Source organism: Saccharopolyspora ipomoeae (assembly GCF_029952525.1).
Lineage (GTDB): Bacteria > Actinomycetota > Actinomycetes > Mycobacteriales > Pseudonocardiaceae > Saccharopolyspora > Saccharopolyspora ipomoeae.
On the sequence record NZ_JASAOF010000009.1, the window covers coordinates 82,192 to 101,846 of the forward strand.

At 69.0% G+C, this 19,655-nt stretch carries 21 protein-coding genes and 1 tRNA gene; 18 read left to right on the forward strand and 4 right to left on the reverse strand.

The window, feature by feature from the left end; translation table 11 throughout:
* Positions 1-33: 33 nt before the first annotated feature.
* A complete protein-coding gene (locus QFW96_RS16095) occupies positions 34-1,068 on the reverse strand; it encodes an esterase/lipase family protein (protein ID WP_281456464.1) in 1,035 nt (344 codons plus the stop codon).
* Positions 1,069-1,125: 57 nt separating this feature from the next.
* Positions 1,126-2,019 (reverse strand): SAM-dependent methyltransferase, encoded by an 894-nt coding sequence (locus QFW96_RS16100; protein WP_281456465.1) that lies wholly within the window; start codon positions 2,017-2,019, stop codon positions 1,126-1,128.
* 210 nt (positions 2,020-2,229) lie between these two features.
* On the opposite strand from QFW96_RS16100, the gene QFW96_RS16105 reads away from it, so the two are divergent.
* From QFW96_RS16105 to QFW96_RS16165, 13 genes are all read left to right on the forward strand, one after another.
* Positions 2,230-2,303, forward strand: a tRNA-Pro gene (locus QFW96_RS16105).
* An 87-nt stretch (positions 2,304-2,390) separates the two neighbouring features.
* Positions 2,391-2,618 carry a hypothetical protein gene (locus QFW96_RS16110; protein ID WP_281456466.1) on the forward strand — a complete coding sequence of 76 codons (228 nt, stop codon included), beginning with the start codon at positions 2,391-2,393 and terminating at the stop codon, positions 2,616-2,618.
* A 135-nt stretch (positions 2,619-2,753) separates the two neighbouring features.
* Positions 2,754-3,179 carry a cupin domain-containing protein gene (locus QFW96_RS16115; protein WP_281456467.1) on the forward strand — a complete coding sequence of 142 codons (426 nt, stop codon included), beginning with the start codon at positions 2,754-2,756 and terminating at the stop codon, positions 3,177-3,179.
* A gap of 63 nt (positions 3,180-3,242) precedes the next feature.
* Positions 3,243-4,457, forward strand: coding sequence for an acyl-CoA dehydrogenase family protein (locus tag QFW96_RS16120; RefSeq protein WP_281456468.1), 1,215 nt, complete (start codon positions 3,243-3,245; stop codon positions 4,455-4,457).
* Positions 4,458-4,475: 18 nt separating this feature from the next.
* A complete protein-coding gene (locus tag QFW96_RS16125) occupies positions 4,476-5,330 on the forward strand; it encodes a fumarylacetoacetate hydrolase family protein (RefSeq protein ID WP_281456469.1) in 855 nt (284 codons plus the stop codon).
* Between the two features lie 343 nt (positions 5,331-5,673).
* Positions 5,674-6,984 (forward strand): MFS transporter, encoded by a 1,311-nt coding sequence (locus QFW96_RS16130; RefSeq protein WP_281456470.1) that lies wholly within the window; start codon positions 5,674-5,676, stop codon positions 6,982-6,984.
* A gap of 159 nt (positions 6,985-7,143) precedes the next feature.
* Complete coding sequence (locus tag QFW96_RS16135; protein WP_281456471.1) at positions 7,144-8,958, forward strand: acetyl/propionyl/methylcrotonyl-CoA carboxylase subunit alpha; 1,815 nt, start codon at positions 7,144-7,146, stop codon at positions 8,956-8,958.
* Positions 8,955-9,704 carry an SDR family NAD(P)-dependent oxidoreductase gene (locus QFW96_RS16140; RefSeq protein WP_281456472.1) on the forward strand — a complete coding sequence of 250 codons (750 nt, stop codon included), beginning with the start codon at positions 8,955-8,957 and terminating at the stop codon, positions 9,702-9,704. Before QFW96_RS16135 ends, QFW96_RS16140 begins: the two co-directional genes overlap by 4 nt.
* Positions 9,704-10,585: an HpcH/HpaI aldolase/citrate lyase family protein gene (locus QFW96_RS16145; RefSeq protein WP_281456473.1), complete on the forward strand. Its 882-nt coding sequence runs from the start codon at positions 9,704-9,706 to the stop codon at positions 10,583-10,585. The genes QFW96_RS16140 and QFW96_RS16145 overlap by 1 nt, the downstream gene beginning before the upstream one ends.
* Positions 10,582-11,052, forward strand: coding sequence for a MaoC family dehydratase (locus tag QFW96_RS16150; RefSeq protein ID WP_281456474.1), 471 nt, complete (start codon positions 10,582-10,584; stop codon positions 11,050-11,052). Before QFW96_RS16145 ends, QFW96_RS16150 begins: the two co-directional genes overlap by 4 nt.
* Entirely contained in the window at positions 11,049-11,531 is a 483-nt protein-coding gene (locus QFW96_RS16155; protein WP_281456475.1) for a MaoC/PaaZ C-terminal domain-containing protein, read from the forward strand. Before QFW96_RS16150 ends, QFW96_RS16155 begins: the two co-directional genes overlap by 4 nt.
* Entirely contained in the window at positions 11,521-12,255 is a 735-nt protein-coding gene (locus QFW96_RS16160) for an SDR family NAD(P)-dependent oxidoreductase (protein WP_281456476.1), read from the forward strand. The genes QFW96_RS16155 and QFW96_RS16160 overlap by 11 nt, the downstream gene beginning before the upstream one ends.
* A 111-nt stretch (positions 12,256-12,366) precedes the next feature.
* Entirely contained in the window at positions 12,367-12,984 is a 618-nt protein-coding gene (locus QFW96_RS16165; RefSeq protein WP_281456477.1) for a TetR-type transcription factor C-terminal domain-containing protein, read from the forward strand.
* A 63-nt stretch (positions 12,985-13,047) separates the two neighbouring features.
* On the opposite strand, the gene QFW96_RS16170 is transcribed toward QFW96_RS16165, so the two are convergent.
* Positions 13,048-14,166: an alkene reductase gene (locus tag QFW96_RS16170; RefSeq protein WP_281456478.1), complete on the reverse strand. Its 1,119-nt coding sequence runs from the start codon at positions 14,164-14,166 to the stop codon at positions 13,048-13,050.
* Positions 14,167-14,192: 26 nt separating this feature from the next.
* Positions 14,193-15,755, reverse strand: a complete 1,563-nt coding sequence (locus tag QFW96_RS16175) for an acyl-CoA carboxylase subunit beta (RefSeq protein WP_281456479.1) — start codon at positions 15,753-15,755, stop codon at positions 14,193-14,195.
* Between the two features lie 144 nt (positions 15,756-15,899).
* Here QFW96_RS16175 and QFW96_RS16180 point away from each other — a divergent pair, with 144 nt between their 5' ends.
* The 5 genes from QFW96_RS16180 to mftC all read left to right on the forward strand — a co-directional run bounded on the left by QFW96_RS16180 (position 15,900) and on the right by mftC (position 19,649).
* Positions 15,900-17,429 carry a class I adenylate-forming enzyme family protein gene (locus QFW96_RS16180; RefSeq protein ID WP_281456480.1) on the forward strand — a complete coding sequence of 510 codons (1,530 nt, stop codon included), beginning with the start codon at positions 15,900-15,902 and terminating at the stop codon, positions 17,427-17,429.
* A gap of 17 nt (positions 17,430-17,446) precedes the next feature.
* Entirely contained in the window at positions 17,447-17,782 is a 336-nt protein-coding gene (locus QFW96_RS16185; RefSeq protein WP_281456481.1) for an EthD family reductase, read from the forward strand.
* A gap of 209 nt (positions 17,783-17,991) precedes the next feature.
* Positions 17,992-18,093, forward strand: a complete 102-nt coding sequence (gene mftA, locus QFW96_RS16190; protein WP_281456482.1) for a mycofactocin precursor MftA — start codon at positions 17,992-17,994, stop codon at positions 18,091-18,093.
* 1 nt (position 18,094) lies between these two features.
* Positions 18,095-18,400, forward strand: a complete 306-nt coding sequence (gene mftB / locus QFW96_RS16195; protein WP_343231391.1) for a mycofactocin biosynthesis chaperone MftB — start codon at positions 18,095-18,097, stop codon at positions 18,398-18,400.
* Positions 18,384-19,649 carry a mycofactocin radical SAM maturase gene (gene mftC / locus QFW96_RS16200; protein ID WP_281456483.1) on the forward strand — a complete coding sequence of 422 codons (1,266 nt, stop codon included), beginning with the start codon at positions 18,384-18,386 and terminating at the stop codon, positions 19,647-19,649. The genes mftB and mftC overlap by 17 nt, the downstream gene beginning before the upstream one ends.
* Positions 19,650-19,655: the final 6 nt, after the last annotated feature.

Sequence of the window (19,655 nt, forward strand, 5' to 3'; positions counted from 1 at the left end):
TGGAAACCCTGACGACGCAACGGGTTTCCGCTGTCAGCAGCCCGCCGCGTAGACGTAGCAGCGCAGCTGCGGTTCCCGGTCGGTCGACGGCGTGCCCACCAGGTTCACCCCGGGCAGCGCCGTGCTGAGCAGGCCGGGAACCGCCGACAGCGGCTGCAGGAAGGTGTTCACCGACATCGGGTCGACGTGCGGCATCAACGGCTGCCCGCACACCGAGGCGTCGACCCGAGCCGGATCGGCCGGGCCCGGGTGGTCGAGCGCGTCGACGACCAGCGCGTAGGTGACCGGGTCGACGGTGCCGACCAGCAGGTGCGTCGACACGTCGGTGGGGCACACGTCCTGCACGGCGACGTTGCCGATCATCCCGTCACCGGTGTGCAGCTCGGAGGACTCCGGCGGCGTCACGACCTCGTCGAGCCGGGTGTAGATCACGCTGTAGCTGATGCCCGGGAACGTCTCGGCCCGGCTGTTGAGCGCCCGCGTGAAGTCCGAACCCGCCTGCTGCTGCCACACCGCCGGTTCGCACTCGGCCGGAGCGGGCCCGCACCCGGGCATCGACTCGGTGCCGTGGTTGGAGGGAGCCATGCCGATCACGTCGTCGACCAGGCCGCGCACGTCGGGCCAGAAGCGCAGCGCCCACCGCGGGTTCATGCCGCCCTGGGAGTGCCCGAGCACGGCGATGCGCTTGCCGGTGAGCCGGTGCATCTCGCGGATCCCGTGCACCAGGTACTCGCCCGCGACCTGGATATCGCCGAGGGTGTGATCGGGCATCGTCACCGCGCACGAGAACCGGTCCTGAGCGGCGAAGGCCCGCTCGTAGGTCCAGGAGTAGTTCTCCTGCGGCGTGACGCTGGTGGCGGGGCTCAGCAGCACCGGCTGCGGATCGCTCCCGGGATCGCCGTGGCAGGTCAGCGACGCCCGCAATTGCTCCGGCGGCACGCTCAACGCGGGACCGGGCCGGTCCACCGGCGCGAACCCCGACTCCGCCTGCGCTGGCACCGGTACCAGTACCAGCAGCAGGACCATCCCCAACGAGAACACGACGCTGTGCACCCAACGGCTGATCATGCCGCGTACAACGACGCGCCCCGCCGGAGGTTGCGGCCCCGTGTTCCTCAACAGCCCCTAGGCGGACTTCTCGCCGATGGCGAACCAGGCGTACGGGCGCATCTTCTCCGACTCGGCGACGTCCTCCGGGCAGGTGATCATGTCCGGGCGGTACTCGGGCAGCTGCGCCACACCAGGCCCGAGCAGCCGCCAGTCCTCGCCGAGCCCGTCGAACCAGGAGGTGAGCGTGGGGCGGTCCCGCAGCCACAGCGGGTTCGGCGTCACGTCGCACTCGGTCCGGAACCGCTCCATCGCCGCCCGCGCCTCCGGGTCGGGCACGTCGGAGGCGAAGTGGGTGACGACGATCCGCGACCCCGCGGAGAGCTTGCCGGCGTAGCGGCGCAGCACCCCGGGGATGTCGCCGTTGGGGCCGATGAACTGCAGCACCGAGATGGCCAGCAGGCACACCGGTTCGCTCAGGTTCAGCAACCGCTGGGTGGAGCAGTCGTCGAGCACCTCGCGCCAGTTCAGCAGGTCCTCCTGCACGACCCCGGCCCACTCGACGTCCTGCAGCTTCACCCGCGTGTGCGCGGCCGCGACCGGCTCGCAGTCGACGTAGACCACGCGCACCGGCTCGTCGGCGTGGTCCTGGAGGATCTCGTGCACGTTGCCCATGGTCGGGATGCCCGAGCCCAGGTCGAGGAACTGCCGGACCCCGGCGTCGTAGGCGTCGAGCACGGCCCGCCGCAGGAACGCCCGGTTCTGCCGAGCCACGCCCGCGATCTGCGGCCACATGCCCAGCAGCCGCTCCCCGAAGACCCGGTCGATCGCCCAGTGCGCGGTCCCGCCCAGGAACCAGTCGTAGATCCGCCCGGGGTTCGGACGGTTCACGTCCAACCCGGCCGCATCACGTGACTGCTCGACCACCGGCAACCCCCTGCCCTCGAATCCGTACCCCACAGATGATCGCATCCCCAGGCCTTCAACAGGAGAAGGGACAGGCCGGAAAAGGACGACGACCCAAAATCAGGACCAAGCGGAGCGCGATCATCCACACGCCCCGGCGCGGAAGCTCCAGGTTGACTCCCGATGGCCGATGAACTGCGCAAACCAACTTAGGTAGACCCCCATGATCAGCCCCAAATCCGTGGGGTAAGCTATTGGCACACCCCACGGGGTGGCCGGGACGTAGCGCAGCTTGGTAGCGCACTTGACTGGGGGTCAAGGGGTCGTGGGTTCGAATCCCGCCGTCCCGACTGGCAAGAGGGTTTCCGCAGGTCAGAGCCTGTGGGAACCCTCTTTTTGTGTTCTTGCACAGCCTCCCGGAGTCAAGCACGCCGCTCATGGACACCTTGACTGCGGAGCTTTGGAATGCCCTCGGTGATCTTGGAAAGATCACCGAGGGTCTCTCGGCGGTGTGGTCCGGATGCCTCCGGGACTGGGGCCGCAGCCTGCGTTCGACGGCGGTGAACAAGCACAAGGCGTTGCGGGTGTTCTTCGGCTCGCTGCTCAACGACGAGCGCATTTCATTGCGCCGAGTGAAGCCCGTTCGAGCGGGGCTCACGACGTAGTGGAACCTCGCTCGTAAGCGAACAGGTGCTCGTTCGGATGCGTTTTGAACTGGTGTGGACCGAAAAAATGATGCTAGACGAGCGGTCGCACGTTCGTTAGGCTTCGGGCGTTCGAGTTGATGAGGAGGAGCTGAGATGGCCAAGGACGACGTTCCCGTTGTGACCCGGAGCGGGCAGGAGGACACCGGGACCGGACAGTCGGGTGGGGCCGTGCGCATCTCGGGTGTCGGTCCGCAGCACACGCCCGCCACCAGGATCTGGTACGGCAAGGTCAGCAACGAGCCGGGGTACCGGTCGCTCCCGCACCACCACGGCGAGGCCGAGACCGGCGGTTACGTCCTCAAGGGCAAGGGGCGGATCTGGTTCGGCTCGAACTACGCCCAGTACGTGGACCTGGCCGAGGGTGACTTCGTGTTCGTGCCGCCGTTCATGCCGCACGTCGAGGGCAACATGAGCACCACTGAGGAGCTGGTCTGGCTGACCTGCCGGACGCCGGACAACATCGTGGTCAACCTCGACGAGGTCGACGACAGCGCCCTCGAGGGCTATCGGCGCGCCTGATCAGGCCCCTTCGAACACCGACGTTGAACGCCGCGCGGCGGGAGGCGGCAGAAAGGCTCGAACATGCAGAGCGGCACGGCAGGCGGGCGGGATCGTCCCGCGGGATGGAAGGTCGAGGCGGTCGGGACGGATTCGTCGGATCAGGCCGAGCTCCGCGAGCTGGTGCGGTCGATCCTCGCCGATCACGCTCCGGACGAGCGCGTCGCCCGGCTCGACGAGTCGGAGACCTTCGACGAGGAGTTCTACGGTCATCTCGGCGCCGCCGGGCTCATCGGCTTGGGCGCCGACCCGGCGACCGGTGAGGACGCGGATCCCCGGCACGAGATCGTCGTGCTGGAGGAACTCGGTGCTGGCCACACGTCGATGGCCGTCTGCTTGGTCGTGCAGTACATGGCGCTGCGCCTGCTTAGCCATTACGGCGATGACGAGCAGCGCAAGCGGGTTCTCGTGCCGCTCGCGGAGGGGAGCGGGCGGTGCGCGTTCGCGCTCTCCGAGGAGGACGGCGGGACCGACATCGCCCGCGCCATGCGCACGAAGGCTGTCCAGGACGGTTCGGGGTGGGTTCTGTCCGGCCGGAAGACGTGGATCTCGGGTGCGGCGACGTCCGGGTACGCCATCGTGCTGGCCCGCACGTCGGAGGACGCGGGCTCGGCGATCGATGGCATCACGATGTTCTTGGTGCCGCTGGACGCCGCCGGGGTCTCCGTGCGGGTGCTCGACACGGCCGGCATCCACGGCCTCGACACCTGCGAGGTCACCTTCGACGACGTCCGGCTCGACGGTTCAACGGTGCTGGGCCGGGTGGGGGCGGGCTTCCGGCAGGTCATCGGCACGCTCAACGGCGAGCGGCTCAACGCCGCTGCTGTGGCGCTGGGAATCGCGCGCGGTGCTCTGCGGAGCGCGGTCGAGTACGCCTCGCAGCGGCAGGCGTTCGGCCGGAGCATCGGTGGTTTCCAGGCCCTGCAGCACGCTCTGGTCGACGGGGCGGTGCGGGTCGAATCGGCTCGGGGGCTGCTGATCAGGGCCGCTGACGCCGCGGGAGCGGGTGAGGCGCAGTCGGACACCTTCTCCGCTATGGCCAAGATCGCGGCCGCTGATGCGGCCACCGACATCACCGACGCGGGGATGCGGGTCATGGGCGGCGCGGGCTACAGCCGCGAATACCCCATGCAGCGCTACTTCCGCGATGCGCGCCTCTACACGTTCGCGCCGCTGACCAACGAGATGCTGCGCAACTTCGTCGGCGAGCGTTGGCTCGGCCTGCCTCGCTCTTACTGAACCGGAGTCGTTGAGACCATGAAGCTGCTGTCCTACCGAAGTGCCGACCGGTGTTCCTGGGGTGCGCTCGTCGACGACCAGATCGTCGACCTGGCCGCCGTGAACCCGGGTTGGTCGACCTTGGCCCGTGCGCTCGGCGAGGCGGGAACCGACGGCATCCGGCACGCGGTCGCTGCATCGGGCACCGCGCACCGGGTCGCGCCGGGCGCCGCGGAGCTCCTGCCGGTGGTCCCGGACCCGGGTAAGATCTTGTGCGTCGGGCTGAACTTCGAGAAGCACCGCATCGAAACCGGGCGCGAGCGCACCCAACACCCGGTGATCTTCACCCGGTTCCCGGACACCTTCGTCGGTCACGGCGCACCGCTCGTCCGCCCGGCTGAGAGCGAGAGCTTCGACTTCGAAGGTGAGCTGGCGCTGGTCATCGGGCGGGGCGGTCGCCGCATCGCGCCGGAGAACGCGCTGGACCACATCGCGGGGGTCACCTGCCTCAACGACGGTTCGATCCGGGACTTCCAGTCGCACACCCACCAGTTCACGCCGGGCAAGAACTTCCCGGCGACCGGCGCGATGGGGCCCTGGATGGTCACCCTCGACGAGATCGCGGACCTGTCCGACCTGGAGCTGACGACCCGGCTCAACGGTGTCGAGGTCCAGCGGGCGCCGCTGTCGGACCTGACCTACTCGATCCCGGAGATCGTCGCCTACTGCTCGTCGTGGACGGAGCTGCGACCGGGCGACGTCATCGCCACCGGAACGCCGGGTGGCATCGGCGCCCGGCGGGAACCTCCGCTGTGGATGAAGCCCGGGGACGTCTGCGAGGTCGAGGTGTCCGGGATCGGCGTGCTGCGCAACGCGATCACCGCCGACGCCTGAGCCGTAGACCTCAGCAGGACCGGGGTGCGGCCTGTGAAAAACGTACGCACGTTCGTGGAGGTGAACATGAACAGCCCGCTCGTCAGCGTTGCCGAGACGGGAGCGGCTCGACCTCTCCTGGAGATCGAGTTCTTCCTCGGAGGGCGCCACCTCCGGTGGCGCTGAGCTTCCCCGCTGCGCGACCTGTTGCGAATCGGGTGGCACGCCCTTCCGCAAGAAGCGGACGGATCTTCGTCCGCTCCCACGTGACACCGGCAATCGCCGTGGTCGGCCCTTCGAGTCCGAACAGAAGAGATCTCCCATGTCTGAATCCATCGAATCAACACCGAAGACGGCTCCTCCCATGACGACATCACCCGAGAACGAGCGAGCCGCGCGACGGGCCGTGGCCAGCGGTACCTTCGGCACCGCCATGGAGTGGTTCGACTTCGCCGTCTACGGCACGTTGTCCGCCACCCTGTTCCCGACCTTGTTCTTCCCGAGCTTCGACGACAACACCGCCGTGCTGGCCTCGTTCGCCACCTTCGGCGCGGGCATGCTGGCCCGGCCGCTGGGCGGGATCGTCTTCGGCGTCCTCGGAGACCGGATCGGCCGGCGCAACGTGCTCATGTTCACGCTCGTGCTCATGGGCATGGCCTCGGTCCTGATCGGACTGCTGCCGACCTACGCCGTCGCCGGGCTCCTGGCACCGACCCTGCTGGTGATCCTGCGTTTCCTGCAGGGCTTCGCGCTCGGCGGTGAGGCCAGCGGCGCGCAGATCCTCGTCGTCGAACACGCACCCGATGACCGCCGGGGAATGATGGGGGGAATCCTGGCCATCGGCTCACCTCTCGCGCAGACGATGGCGTCGGTCGTCCTCGCGGGACTTGCGGCTCTGCTTTCCGAGGAGGCCTTCGCCTCGTGGGGCTGGCGAGTGCCGTTCCTGCTGGGTGTGCTGCTCCTCGGCGTAGGCATGTTCATCCGCCGTCGCATCGAGGAGTCGAGCGCCTTCCGGGAGAGCCAGCAGCAGGCCGAGGTCTCTGAGGCCCCTCAGGAACGCGCGCTGGCCGTGCTGCGGCGTCGCCCGGGTACGGTCGTCAAGCTGGTCCTGTCTTGGGCCGCATCGGCGGGGCTGTTCTGGATCTGCGTCACCTACGCGGTGAACTACATGACCAAGGAACTGGGCTACGCCAACTCCGTGACCTTCTCGCTGCTGGTGATGGCCAACCTCATCTCGGTGCCCGCCGCGATCTACGGTGGCAGGCTCAGCGACCGGGTGGGCCGCAAGAAGATGTTCATCGTCGGGCTAACGATGCAGGGGATCGCCGCGGGGACCATGTTCCCGATCTTGCACAGCATGAATTTCCCGGCCAGCGTCGCCGTGGTCGCGTTGGCGCTGTGCGGGATCCAGATCACCGCTGGCACTCAGGCGGCGTTCTTCTCGGAGTCGCTGCCGACGACGATGCGCTACACCGGGTCGGCGCTGGGCATGACCTTCGCCGGGCTCATCTTCGGTGCGCCCATGCCGTTCGTGGCCGCGTGGATCTTCCAGAACACGGAGAACGGGGTCGCTGCGCTGACCGGGATCGGTGTCGGGCTGGTGCTGGTGTCGGTCGTGGCGACGCTGCTGCTGCCGGAGCGCTACAAGCGGGGTCTGGACGACGCGGAGCTCTGATCGCGGGCCTGGTCGGGAGCGGTCGTCGTTCCCGACCAGGCTTCAGATGCGAACGAGCGTTCGTCTCTGAGGGTGATGTGACCTGCAGTTCTTGACCAGAAGTCGTCCACGAGTCTAGTTTGGCAAACGAGCGCACGTTCGTTAATGAGGGAGAGATCGATGGCCCAGGTGCCGCGAGAGCAGGCAGAACGAGGAGTCTCCGGGGCTCTGTCGAAGGTGCTGGTCGCCAATCGCGGAGAGATCGCGGTGCGGATCGTCCGGACGTTGGCCGAGCAGGGCATCGGCAGCGTGGTCGTGCACTCCGATGCCGATGAGAAGGCGTTGCACGTGCGCCTCGCCGACGAGTCGGTCGCGCTCCCCGGAATCGCGGCGAACGAGAACTACCTCGACATCGCCCGGATCGTCCAGGCAGCGAAGGACACCGGGGCGGACGCCGTGCACCCGGGCTACGGGTTCCTCGCGGAGAACGCGGAGTTCGCCCGCGCGGTCACCGACGCTGGCCTGGTGTTCATCGGCCCGAGCGGCGACGCGATCGAGGTGATGGGGGAGAAGGTGGCTGCCCGCCGGGTCGCCTCGCAAGCGGGCGTCCCGCAGGTTCCGGGCACCGCGGAGCCCGTCACCAGTGCGGACGCGATCCGGGACTTCGGTGCCGAGCACGGCTACCCGGTGGCGGTCAAGGCCTCCTTCGGTGGCGGCGGACGAGGCATGCGGACGGTCGCAGGCCCGGACGAGGCGGATGACGCCTTGGCGGCGGCCCAGCGCGAGGCCGGGGCCGCCTTCGGCAACTCCGAGGTCTACCTGGAGCGCTACCTCTCGGCGGCGCGGCACGTCGAAGTCCAGATCTTCGCCGACTCTCACGGCAACGCGGTGTGGCTGGGCGACCGCGACTGCTCCGTGCAGCGCCGCCACCAGAAGCTCGTCGAGGAATCGCCCGCCCCGGGCCTGCCCGACGACCTGCGGGCTGAGATGGGTGAGGCCGCGGTGCGGCTGGCGAAGGCGGTCGGCTACGTCGGCGCGGGCACGGTCGAATACCTCGTGGAGGGCGACCGCTTCTACTTCCTGGAGATGAACACCCGCATCCAGGTCGAGCACCCGGTGACCGAGTCGGTGCTGGGCATGGACCTGATCGCCGAGCAGCTGCGGGTCGCGGCGGGCGAGCCGCTGAGCGTGCTCACCTCGGGGCCCGCTCCTCGCGGCCACGCGATCGAGTGCCGCATCAACGCCGAGGACCCGGCGGGCGGGCTGTTCGTGCCGAGTCCCGGGCCGATCCATGCCCTGCAGGTCCCGGTGCGTCCCGGAGTGCGGTTCGACTCCGGTTACGAGAGCGGCGACGAGGTCGCGCCCCATTACGACAGCATGATCGGCAAGCTCGTCGTGTGGGGGCCGGACCGGGGCACGGCGATCCGGCGCACGCTGGCCGCGCTGGACGAGCTCATCGTCGACGGGGTCCCGACGACGATCCCGGCTGCGAAAGCCGTTCTGGAGCACTCGGACTTCGCCGGCGTCTCGTTCACCACGCGCTGGCTGGAGAGCGCCGTCGAGTTCCCCGGCCCGGTGGGCGGCGTGTCTGAGGACGCGGCCGAGGCCGACGGTGACGACGACGCCCGGGACGAGGTGTGGGTCGGCGGACGTCGTTACGTCATCCCGTTCTTCGGCGGAGCGGGAGCGACCGCAGCGGCTGCGGAACCGCCGGCACGCCGGTCGCGGGGGAGCGGCACCAAGCGCAAGGGCGCCGGTGCGCCGGGTGCGGCCGGTTCGGGCGCGGTGAGCAGTCCGATGCAGGGCACGGTCATCGCGGTCAAGGTCGCCGACGGTGATGTCGTGACCGCCGGGCAGGTCCTGTTCGTGGTGGAGGCGATGAAGATGGAGAACCCGGTGCGGTCCACCGTGGACGGAACGGTCGGCGAGGTCGGCGTGGCGGTCGGCGACGTCGTCACCGCCGGTGCGCCGCTGGCCGTGGTGGTGCCCGCATGAGCACCGGAACCTCTCTGATCACCGGAGCCGCAGGCGGTTTGGGATCGGCCATCGCGCGTCGGCTGGCATCGCAGGGACGTTACGTGGTGTGCCTCGACCTCGAGCAGGACGCGGCGCGCACGAACGCGGAGGAGATCGCGGAGAACGGCGGCAGCGCCGTCGGGTTCGGCGTGGACATCACCGACGAGGCCTCGGTGCACGAGCTGCGCGAGACCCTGCTCGCGCGGGACATGCTGCCGCAGCACGTGATCAACGCGGCGGGCATCATGTTCCGCGGGCAGCTCGACACCACTGACACCGCGACCTTCCGCAAGGTGCTCGACGTCAACGTGACCGGTGCCTACACGGTGACCCGCGAGTTCGCCGGTGACCTGGCCGCCAGCGGTGCGGGACGGGTGGTCAACATCGGGTCGATCGCAGGGATGAACGGCTACGAGTTCACCGCCTACGCCACGTCCAAGGGCGCGGTGGTCAACTTGACCAGGGCGCTGGTGCTCGACTTCTGGGGCAAGGGCGTGACCGTGAACGCGGTCTGCCCGGGGCCGATGCGCACGCCGATGCTCAACACGGCCGCCATGGAGGCATTTCTCCGCAAGACGCCGACCCGGCACATCTCAAGCGCCGACGAGGTCGCCGGCGTGTGCGCGTTCCTGCTGTCCGAGGATGCCGCGAACATCAACGGCCAGACCCTCGTCGTCGACGGCGGTGCGACGGCGGTCTTCCGCTTCACCGACGAGGAGGCGTGATGAAGCCCTACCGATCCCTGCTGTTCGTGCCTGGCCACAAACCCGACTGGGCCGACAAGGGAATCCGCGCCGGAGCGCACGCGCTCATCCTGGACCTCGAGGACGCGGTTCCCGCCGAGGCGAAGGACGAGGCCCGCACGGCAACCGCCGCCACGATCGACCGCCTCGCCGGTGGCCGGACCGGTCTGGTGGTCCGGGTCAACCCGCTGGAGACCGACCTGTTCGGCAAGGACGTCGCGGCCGTCGTTCGCCCCGGTCTGACCGCATTGCTGCTGCCCAAGGTCTACGGGCGCGACGACGTCCTGGCCTACGACGCGCTGGTCACCGCGGCCGAGATCGAACGCGGGCTGCCGCGCGGGTCCGTGGGCCTGATCCCGTCGCTGGAGACGGCGCGGTCTTTGACCAATGTGGACGAGATCGCCTCGGCTCCTCGCGTGGTCAGCTTGATGGCCGCCGCGGCGAAGGACGCCGACATCTCCCGCGAGGTCGGCTTCACCTGGAGCCCCGGCGGCCTGGAAACCCTGTACCTGCGCAGCAAGGTCGTGCTTGCGGCGCGATCGGCCGGGCTGGCGCACGTCGTGCTCGGGTTGTGGCAAGACCTGCGCGATCTCGACGGGCTGCGTGCCTTCGCCCGCGCCAACCACGACCTCGGCTTCGGCGGTCAGGTCGTCATCCACCCGTCGCACGTCGGGCCGGTCAACGAGACTTACACGCCCGGCGCGGCGGAGCTCGATCGGCTGCGACGGCTGGTCGAGGCATACGAGGCGGGTGCCCGCGAAGGTCAGGGGGCGGTGATGTTCGAGGGCGAGCACATCGACCTCGCCCACGCCCAGAACGCCCGATCCGCCCTGGCTCTGGCCGGGCACAACGAGGAGGAATGACCATGGCAGGCCTGTACTTCGAGGAGTTCGTGGTCGGCGAGGTCCACCGGCACGCCGTGACCCGCACGGTCACCGAGACCGACAACCTGCTGTTCACGACGCTGACGATGAACCCGCAGCCGCTGCACCTCGACGAGGAGTTCGCCAAGGGATCGATGTTCGGCACGCGGATCGTGAATTCGGTGTTCACCCTCGGTCTGGTCGCGGGCATCCACGTCAACGACCTGACGCTGGGCACCACCGCGGGCAATCTGGGCTTCGAGGACGTGCAGTTCCCGAAACCGGTGCTGATCGGTGACACCCTCCGCGTCGAGAGCGAGGTGCTGGAGGTCCGCGAATCGAAGAGCCGTCCGGACACCGGCATCGTGAAGCTGGAGCACCGCGCGCTCAACCAGCGCGACGAGCTGGTCTGCCGCCTGCGTCGCTCCGCCCTGATGCACCGCCGTCCCACCGAGGTGAGCGCATGAGCGCGGTGACCGGTCAGGGGCGCGTGTTCTGGGAGGATCTGACGGTCGGCGACGAGCTGCGCGGCCCGGGTGTGACGGTCACGGACTCGCACCTGGTTCAGTGGGCGGGTCTGACCGGGGACTGGGTTTCCCTGCACCTGGACGAGGACCATGCCAGGGAAGCGGGTTTCGCGGGCCGGATCGCCCACGGGCCGCTGTCGTTGTCGCTGTCGCTCGGTCTGCTCACGCAGACGGGCATCTTCGGCAACGTGCAGGCGTGGCTCGGCCTCGACGAGGTCCGCGCGTCGGCTCCCGTGCTCATCGGGGACACGGTCCACCCGGAGGCCGAGATCGTCGGCGCGCGCGCGACGAGCAAACCCGACCGCGGGATCTGGACGCTGGGCTATCGGACCGTCAACCAGCGCGGCGAGACCGTGATGACCTTCTCGAGCAGCTTCATGGTCCGCCGACGTCCGGAGGCGGCCGGCGATGAGGCCTGATCTGGTCGGTGTCGTGACGGGAGCAGGCTCGGGTCTGGGCCGCGCGACCGCGGAGCTGTTGCTGGAGCGCGGCGCGCGCGTGGCGGGCTGGGACGTCAGCGAGGACGGGGTGAAGTGGCTCTCCGATACCGGGTCCGGGCTCGCCGCGGTCGTCGACGTCACCGATCCCGACCAGGTCGCCGCGGCCGCGCAGGAGGTGCGGGAGGCCTGGGGCCCGGTGGACTTCCTGGTCAACTCGGCGGGCGTGTTCGTGCTCGGTTCGCTGGCCGAGATCGAGCCTGCAGAGGTGCGCAGGCTGTTCGACATCAACGTCATCGGCACGACTCTGGTGACCCAGGCGCTGCTGCCGGACCTGATCGCGACCGGGGGAGCGGTGATCAACCTCTCCAGCACGGTGGCGCTCAAACCGTCGGTCTCCAACGCCCACTACGCGGCCTCGAAGGCGGCGATCGCCCAGCTCACCCGCTGCTGGGCCCTCGAACTCGCGCCGCGCGGAGTCCGGGTCAACGCCGTCGCTCCGGGCCCGACCAACACGCCCCTGTTCGCTGCGGCCGGCATGGACCCCGCGGCGGCCGAGGAGTTCTTGGCCCAGCGCGCCTCCACCATTCCGCTGGGGCGCACCGGGGAACCGGCCGAAGTGGCGAGGTGGATCACCCGCTTCATCGACGACGAGTGGGTCACCGGGCACGTGCTGCCCGTTGATGGCGGCACGTCGATCTCCTGAGCGCGACACGACCCGGATGGCGAACGGCTGCTTGTTCGCCATCCGCTAGACTGGCGGTCGAGGTACACAACCGGTGAGGCCCTGGCCTCCCACGACGGATCGGAGAATCGCATGCCGCGCCCCACGAACGGCGTTCGCACGCCTGACGCCATCCGTGAGGCGGCGATCGCCCTCTTCTACGAGCACGGCTACGAAGCGACCTCCTTGCGCGAGGTGGCGGCCAAGGTCGGGATCCGTGTCGGCAGCCTGTACAACCACATCAGCGGCAAGGACGAGCTGCTCAGCTCGATCATGATCGGAATCATGGATGATCTGCTGGCGGCGCTGCGCGGCGTGCTGCGCGAGCACGAGGACGATCCGGTCGCGGCCCTGCGCGCCTGCGTGGACACCCACATCCGGTTCCACGCCCAGCGGGCCCGCGAGGTCTTCATCGGCAACTCCGAGCTGCGCGCCCTGCCCGCCAAGGAGCACCGACGGGTGGTCGGCAAGCGCGACCAGTACGAGAAGCTCATCCGCGGTGTCATCGAGGAGATCTCCGCGCAGGGCAAGGCCGAGGTCGTCGACGCGCGGCTGCAGACGTACGCGATCGTCGCGATGGGAACCCACGTGGCGTCCTGGTACAAGCCGCGCGGCGGGATGTCCCTCGAAGCGATCGTCCAGACCTACACCGAGCTGATCCTCCGCCAGGTCGGGGTGTCCTCCGCGGCCGTTGCCTCGACCGGCAGCTGACAGCGTCCAACGCCGAGCGGGGGTGACCAGGTATCCGGGTCACCCCCGCTCGGCGTTCGCGTTCTAGGAGCTGACGGCTCCGTCGAGCGTCGGGTAATCGATGTAGCCCGCGTCGCCGCCGCCGTAGTAGGTGGCGCGGTCGGATTCGACCAGCGGAGCACCGGCCGCGACGCGGTCGGGCAGGTCGGGGTTGGCGATGTAGGGCCGCCCGAACGCCACGGCGTCCACGTGCCCATTGCGCACCGCCCGTTCCGCCGAGGAGGCCTCGTAGCCGCCCGCGGCCACGATCTTGCCGGCGTAGCGCTCGCGCGCCCAGGCCGAACCGAGCGCGCGACGCGCCTCCGCCTGGCGGGTCGCGACAGTCTGGGAACCGTCGATGCCGGGTTCGACGAGGTGCAGGTAGGCGATCCCGGCCTCGCCGAGCACGTCGAGGACGTGGCCGAACAGGGCGGCGGGGTCGGAGTCGGCCATGTCCTGGAAGGCGCTGGCTGGGGAGATGCGCACTCCGACCCGGTCAGCACCGATCTCGGCGCTGACCTCGGCCACGACCTCGGAGAGGAACCGGGTGCGGTTCTCGACGGACCCGCCGTAGCGGTCGGTGCGGGCGTTGGCGTTGTCCTGCAGGAACTGGTCGATGAGGTAGCCGTTGGCCGCGTGGATCTCCACGCCGTCCAGTCCGGCCGCGATCGCGTTGCGCGCAGCGCGCCGGTACTGGGCGACGATGACCGGGATCTCGAGGCTTTCCAGGGCGCGCGGCGTCACGTGCGGTGTGCGCCCGCCCTTGGCGAAGGTGGAGCCGTCGATCGCGATCGCCGACGGGCCCACCTGCGGCTGGTTGCCGGGCTGCAGCGAGGGGTGCGAAGCGCGGCCGGTGTGCCAGAGCTGGGCGACGATCGCCCCACCGGCCGCGTGCACCGCCGAGGCGACCTCGGCCCAGGAGGCCGTCTGGTCGTCGGTCCAGAGGCCCGGCACCTTCGGGTTGCCGACGGCGATGGGGGAGATGCAGACCCCTTCGGACACGATCAGCCCGGCCGTGGCGCGCTGGGCGTAGTAGGTGGGCGCCGACTCCGGCAGGGTTCCGTCCGGGTGGGCTCTGCTGCGGGTCATGGGAGCCATCACGAAGCGGTTGCGCAGCCGCAGCGCTCCCAGATCGACGGGTTCGAACAACGAGCTGAACGCCATGTGCGTGTTCCTCCTGGGCTCGGGGTTCAGACGGGTGTGACGGCCTGGCGGCGCGCGGCGGGCGGGGTGGCGCGGCGCCGGTAGACCGACAAGCGGCGGTGCAGCTCGCCGCGCAGGTCGTTGGCCGGGACGACGGCTTCGACGGCGTTCTCGTTGGCGATCTTGAACACGTCGATGCCCTCGGCGTATTCGGCCTGCTTCTCGGCCACGAAGCGCTTGCGCTCCTCGGGGTCGGCGATGGCCTGGATGCGGTTGTAGTGGATGCCGTTGACGGCGGCGTCCGGGCCCATCAGCGCCGGCTTGGCGGTGGGCAGCGCGATCACGGCGTCGGGCTTCATCGGCGCGCCGGACATGGCGAGGTACCCGCCGCCGTAGGCCTTGCGCACGAGTACGGCGATGCGCGGAACCCGGCTCTCGGCGACGGCGAAGAGCATCTTGGCTCCGTGCCGGATGATGCCCTGCTTCTCGACCTCCGAGCCGATCATGTACCCGGCGATGTCGACCAGGAAGATGATCGGGATGTTGTAGGCGTTGCAGGTCCAGATGAACCGGGCGGCCTTGTCGGAGGAGTCCGGGAACAGCACGCCGCCGCGCTGGATCGGCTGGTTGGCGATCAGGCCGACGCTGTGGCCCTCGATCCGGGCGTAGCCGGTAACCAGTTCGGGGGCGAAGAGGTCCTTGTAGGGGAGGAACGAGTCCTCGTCGACCAGGGCGTCGATGAGCTCGTGCACGTCGTAGACCTCGGACTCGCGCTCCGGCACGACCTCCTGGACGGTTCGAGCCGACGCCGGTTCCGCGGCTGGGGCCACCGGTGGCTTCTCCTCCCAGTTCGACGGGAGGAACGACAGCCACACGCGGATCGCGGCGATGGCCTCGGCGTCGTCCTCCACGAGGCAGTCACCGAGGCCGGAGGTGCGGCAGTGCATCTCGGCGCCGCCCATCTCCTCCAGCGTCACCTGCTCGCCGGTGACCATCTCGGCCAGTCGGGGCGAGCCGAGGTAGGCCGTGGCGTGACCGCGCACCATGATCGTGAAGTCGCACAGGGCCGGGACGTAGGCCGATCCGGCGGGGGAGGGGCCGAACAGCGCGCACACCTGCGGGACGCGTCCGGAGATCTGCACCTGGTTGTAGAAGATGTTGCCCCAGGCGCGCCGACCGGCGTAGCTTTCGAACTGCTCGTCGATCCGGGCGCCGGCGGAGTCGAACAGGTACACCAGCGGGATGCCGGTCTCGTCGGCGATCTCCTGGGTCCGGGTGATCTTCTCGAACGTCCGCTTGCCCCAGGTGCCGGCCTTGACGGTGAAGTCGTTGGCGATCACGGCCACCTCGCGCCCGTCGACCTTGCCGATGCAGGTCACCACGGCGTCGCCGGGCAGGCCCTCCTCGTAGCGGGCGAGCAGGCCGTCCTCGAATGACCAGCCGTCGTCGAACAGCAGCTCCAGGCGTTGCCGGACGAGCATCTTGCCGGAGTCGAGGACCTTCGCGCGGTTCTTCTCCGATCCGCCGAGCCGGGCCTGCTCCAGCTTGCGCGCGAGCTCGTCGTGCACGTCCTCGGCGCTGGTCGCGGGGGCGTCCTGGGTGTCGGTCATCAGTACTCCTGGTTCCGCATCTCAAAACGAACGAACGACCGTATGTTAGCGCGCCTGTCTGGGAATACAAGAAGTCGAGATAGACAAACGTGCATTCGTTTCCTAGGCTCTCGGGCAAGCTCGGAGTGTGTGGAGGAGACAACGATGTGGACCCTTGCCGACTGTGTGCGCCTCAACGCCCGCAGGCACCCCGACCGGGACGCGCTGGTCGACGACACCGGCCGGCTGACCCACCGCGAGCTCAGCGCTCGGGCCGAAGGGATCGCCCGCGGCTTGCGGGCCTCCGGGGTCGAGCGCGGTGATCACGTCGGGATCCTGGCCGGGAACTCGATCTTCTGCGTCGAGGCGTTCCTCGGCGTCATCGCCGCCGGTGCGGTGGCCGTGATGTACAACTGGCGCTGGGCCACCACCGAGCTCGTGCAGGGAATCGCCTCGACCGACGCCCGCGTCGTGCTGGTCGAGTCGCAGTTCGAGGACGCGCTGGACGCCGCAGTGGCCACCGGCGACCTCGACCCGGCGCTCGCGATCGTCCGGCAGGGTGCGGAGTTCGAGTCTCTCGCCGCAACGCCCGGGCGTGCCCTCGAACCCGGTGTCGGCCCTGAAGATCCGATGTGCGTGCTGTTCACCGGTGGGACCACGGGGTTCTCGAAGGGCGTTGTGCTGGCCCACCGCTCCGGGATCACGAACTCGGTCAACGAGCGGCTCGACGTGGGGATGGCCAGCGCCGCGGAGAACGTCGCGCTGAACGTGACGCCGATGTTCCACTCGGCGGCGCTGCTGTGCGTGTTCGCTCCGCACTACATGAGCGGCGGCACCAACGTGATGCTGCACCGCTTCGACGAGCAGCAGATCGGCGAGCTCGTCGAGCGCGAGCGGATCACCACGTCGTTCATGATCCCCAACATGGTGCGGAGGCTGCTGCAGGCCGGGATCTTCGAGACCTCCGGATTCCAGAACCACCTCCGGCAGCTGCACAGCGGCGGCGGCCTGTTGCGGATGCCGGACAAGCGAGCCGTGCGCGAGCTGACGCCGCAGGTGCACATGTACTTCCGGTACGGGCTCACCGAGGCGGGGCCGATGGTGACCCGGCTGCTCGATCGCGACATCATGCGGCCCGAGCTCGACGGTTCGATCGGCCAGGAGTACTCGATGGTCGAGGCGCGCGTCGTCGACCCGGTGACGGGCGAGCCGCTCGGGCCGGGTGAGCTGGGCGAGATCGCGGTGCGCGGTCCGGCGGTGATGCTCGGCTACTACGGCAACCCCGAGGCCACGGCCGCCGCGCTGCGTGAGGGGTGGCTGCACACCGGCGATCTTGTGACCCGGGACGAGCAGGGCTACTTCTACTTCCGCGACCGGGCGAAAGACCTGATCAAGTCGGGCGGCGAGAACGTCTACGCCTCGGAGATCGAGCAAGTCCTCTACACCCACCCCGCCGTCATGGAGTGCGGGGTGCTGGGCGTGTCCAGCACCGAGTGGGACGAGGAGGTCCGGGCGGTGGTGGCGCTGCGGCCCGGTCAACGCGTCTCCGAGGGCGAGCTGCGCGAACACCTGCGCTCGTCCTTGGCCGGCTACAAGATCCCGAAGAAGTTCGTGTTCCTCGAACCGGGGGCAATGCCGGTCAATCCCAGCGGAAAGATCGTCAAGAGCAACCTGCGCCAGCTCGTCGGCTGGTAGCGGAAAGGAATCCAGCGATGTCGGTCAAGATCGTCGCGATGCTCAAGGCGCTGCCCGGACTGTCGCGGGACGAGTTCCTCCACTACTGGCAGCGAGAACACCCTGCTCTCGTCTGGCAGCTACCGGGGCTGCGCGGCTACCGGCAGAACCCGGCCATCGAGCACCGCAAGTCGTGGCCCTACGACGGAATGGCCGAGCTGTACTTCGACACCGTCGACGACGTGCGCACCGCCTTCGCCTCCCCGCAGGCCGAACCGCTGCACGAGCACGAGACGCACTTCCTCGACACCATCGACTGGTTCATCGCCACCGAAACCACCGTCGAGCCGGTGGGTGAAACCCACACGTCATGACCCTGAGACCGGGCGGCACCGGTCGCGGTCTCTTTGACCCCGAGCGCCGCGGGAGGCGTCAGTTCCCCGCGGCGCCCGGTCCCACAGAACTGCAACGCGGTGGTGGATCGCCTCGTGCAGGGGCACATATGCCGGTTGTTGGTCCGAGGAACTCGATAAGGGGCGGGTGGGGCGTACTGACCCTCTCGTTCCCGTGGAAAGGAACAGTCATGGCATCTGCAGATGATCAGCAGAGGGACGTCAGCTCCGAGCTGGTGGTGGAGGAGCTCATCGAGGAGGTCTCCATCGACGGCATGTGCGGCGTCTACTGAGATGACCGAGATGCTCGACGAGCCCTGGACGTTGTCGCCGGCGGTGGCTCTGCGCCCCGAGCCTTTCGGTGCCCTGGCCTACCACTTCGGCAACCGCAAGCTGACGTTCCTCAAGCGGCCTGAGCTGGTGGAGGTCGTTCGTGGGCTCGCCGAGCACCCGGATGTCCGATGTGCCCTGGCAGCCGCCGGTATCCCGGAGCGACATCACCCGGCGTACGCCGCGGCGCTGCGCGGCCTCGCCACGGCCGACATGATTCGCCGCCGGACCATGGAGAACGGAGAGGAGCAGCATGACCCTCGCCCCTGAGAGCGCCGTTGAGGCTTCGGACCGCCCGGTCGGCGGCCCCCTGATCAACCAGTTCGAGCTCGGCCTCGATGCCCCGATCTGCTTGACGTGGGAGCTGACCTACGCCTGCAACCTGGAGTGCGCGCACTGCCTGTCGTCCAGCGGTCGCCGGGATCCGCGTGAGCTCACCACTGAGCAGTGCAAGGCGGTCATCGACGAGTTGGCGCGGATGCAGGTGTTCTACGTCAACATCGGTGGTGGCGAGCCGACGATCCGCCCGGACTTCTGGGAGCTGCTGCAGTACGCGGTCGACCACTACGTCGGAGTGAAGTTCTCCACCAACGGCGTCCGGATCACACCCGAGCGTGCGCGCTTCCTGGCGTCGACCGATTACGTCGACGTCCAGGTCTCCCTCGATGGCGCCACCGCGGAGGTCAATGACTACGTCCGTGGTCCCGGCTCGTTCGACACCGCGATCGGCGCGCTGGAGAACTTGCAGGCTGCCGGTTTCCGGGACGCGAAGATCTCGGTGGTCTGCACGCGCGAGAACATCGGCCAGCTAGACGAGTTCAAGGCGATCGCTGACCGGTACGGCGCGACGCTGCGGCTCACCCGGCTTCGCCCGTCTGGCCGTGGAGCCGACGTGTGGGACGAGCTGCACCCCTTGCCGGAGCAGCAGCGGGTTCTCTACGACTGGCTGATGGCGCACGGCGAAAACGTTCTGACCGGTGACTCGTTCTTCCACCTCGCTGCCTTCGGTGAGTCGCTGCCGGGATTGAACCTGTGTGGTGCAGGCCGGGTGGTGTGCTTGATCGACCCGATCGGCGATGTCTACGCGTGTCCGTTCGCCATCCACGACGAGTTCCACGCCGGAAACCTGCTGGCCGACGGCGGGTTCCAGCGGGTGTGGCAGACGTCCCCGCTCTTCACCGAACTGCGGTCGCCGCAGACCGGGGGTGCGTGCAGCAGCTGCGAGTTCTTCGATTCCTGCCGTGGCGGTTGCATGGCGGCGAAGTTCTTCACCGGGCTGCCGCTGGACGGCCCGGACCCGGAGTGCGTGCGGGGCCACGGCGAAGCCGCGCTCGCGCAGGACCGAGCCGTCCCGGCCGCCAGCCAGGATCACTCGAAGAAAGCCCCGACCCGCAACCAGCCGGTGATGCTGCAGCTGGGGCGGCGGCCTGACGACCTTGAGGCCGCGATCGTCCCGCCATCGCCACCGATGTCCGCCTGCGCGGAGAACCCGCTGGCCGGCTTCAACCCGAACAACTGATTCGCA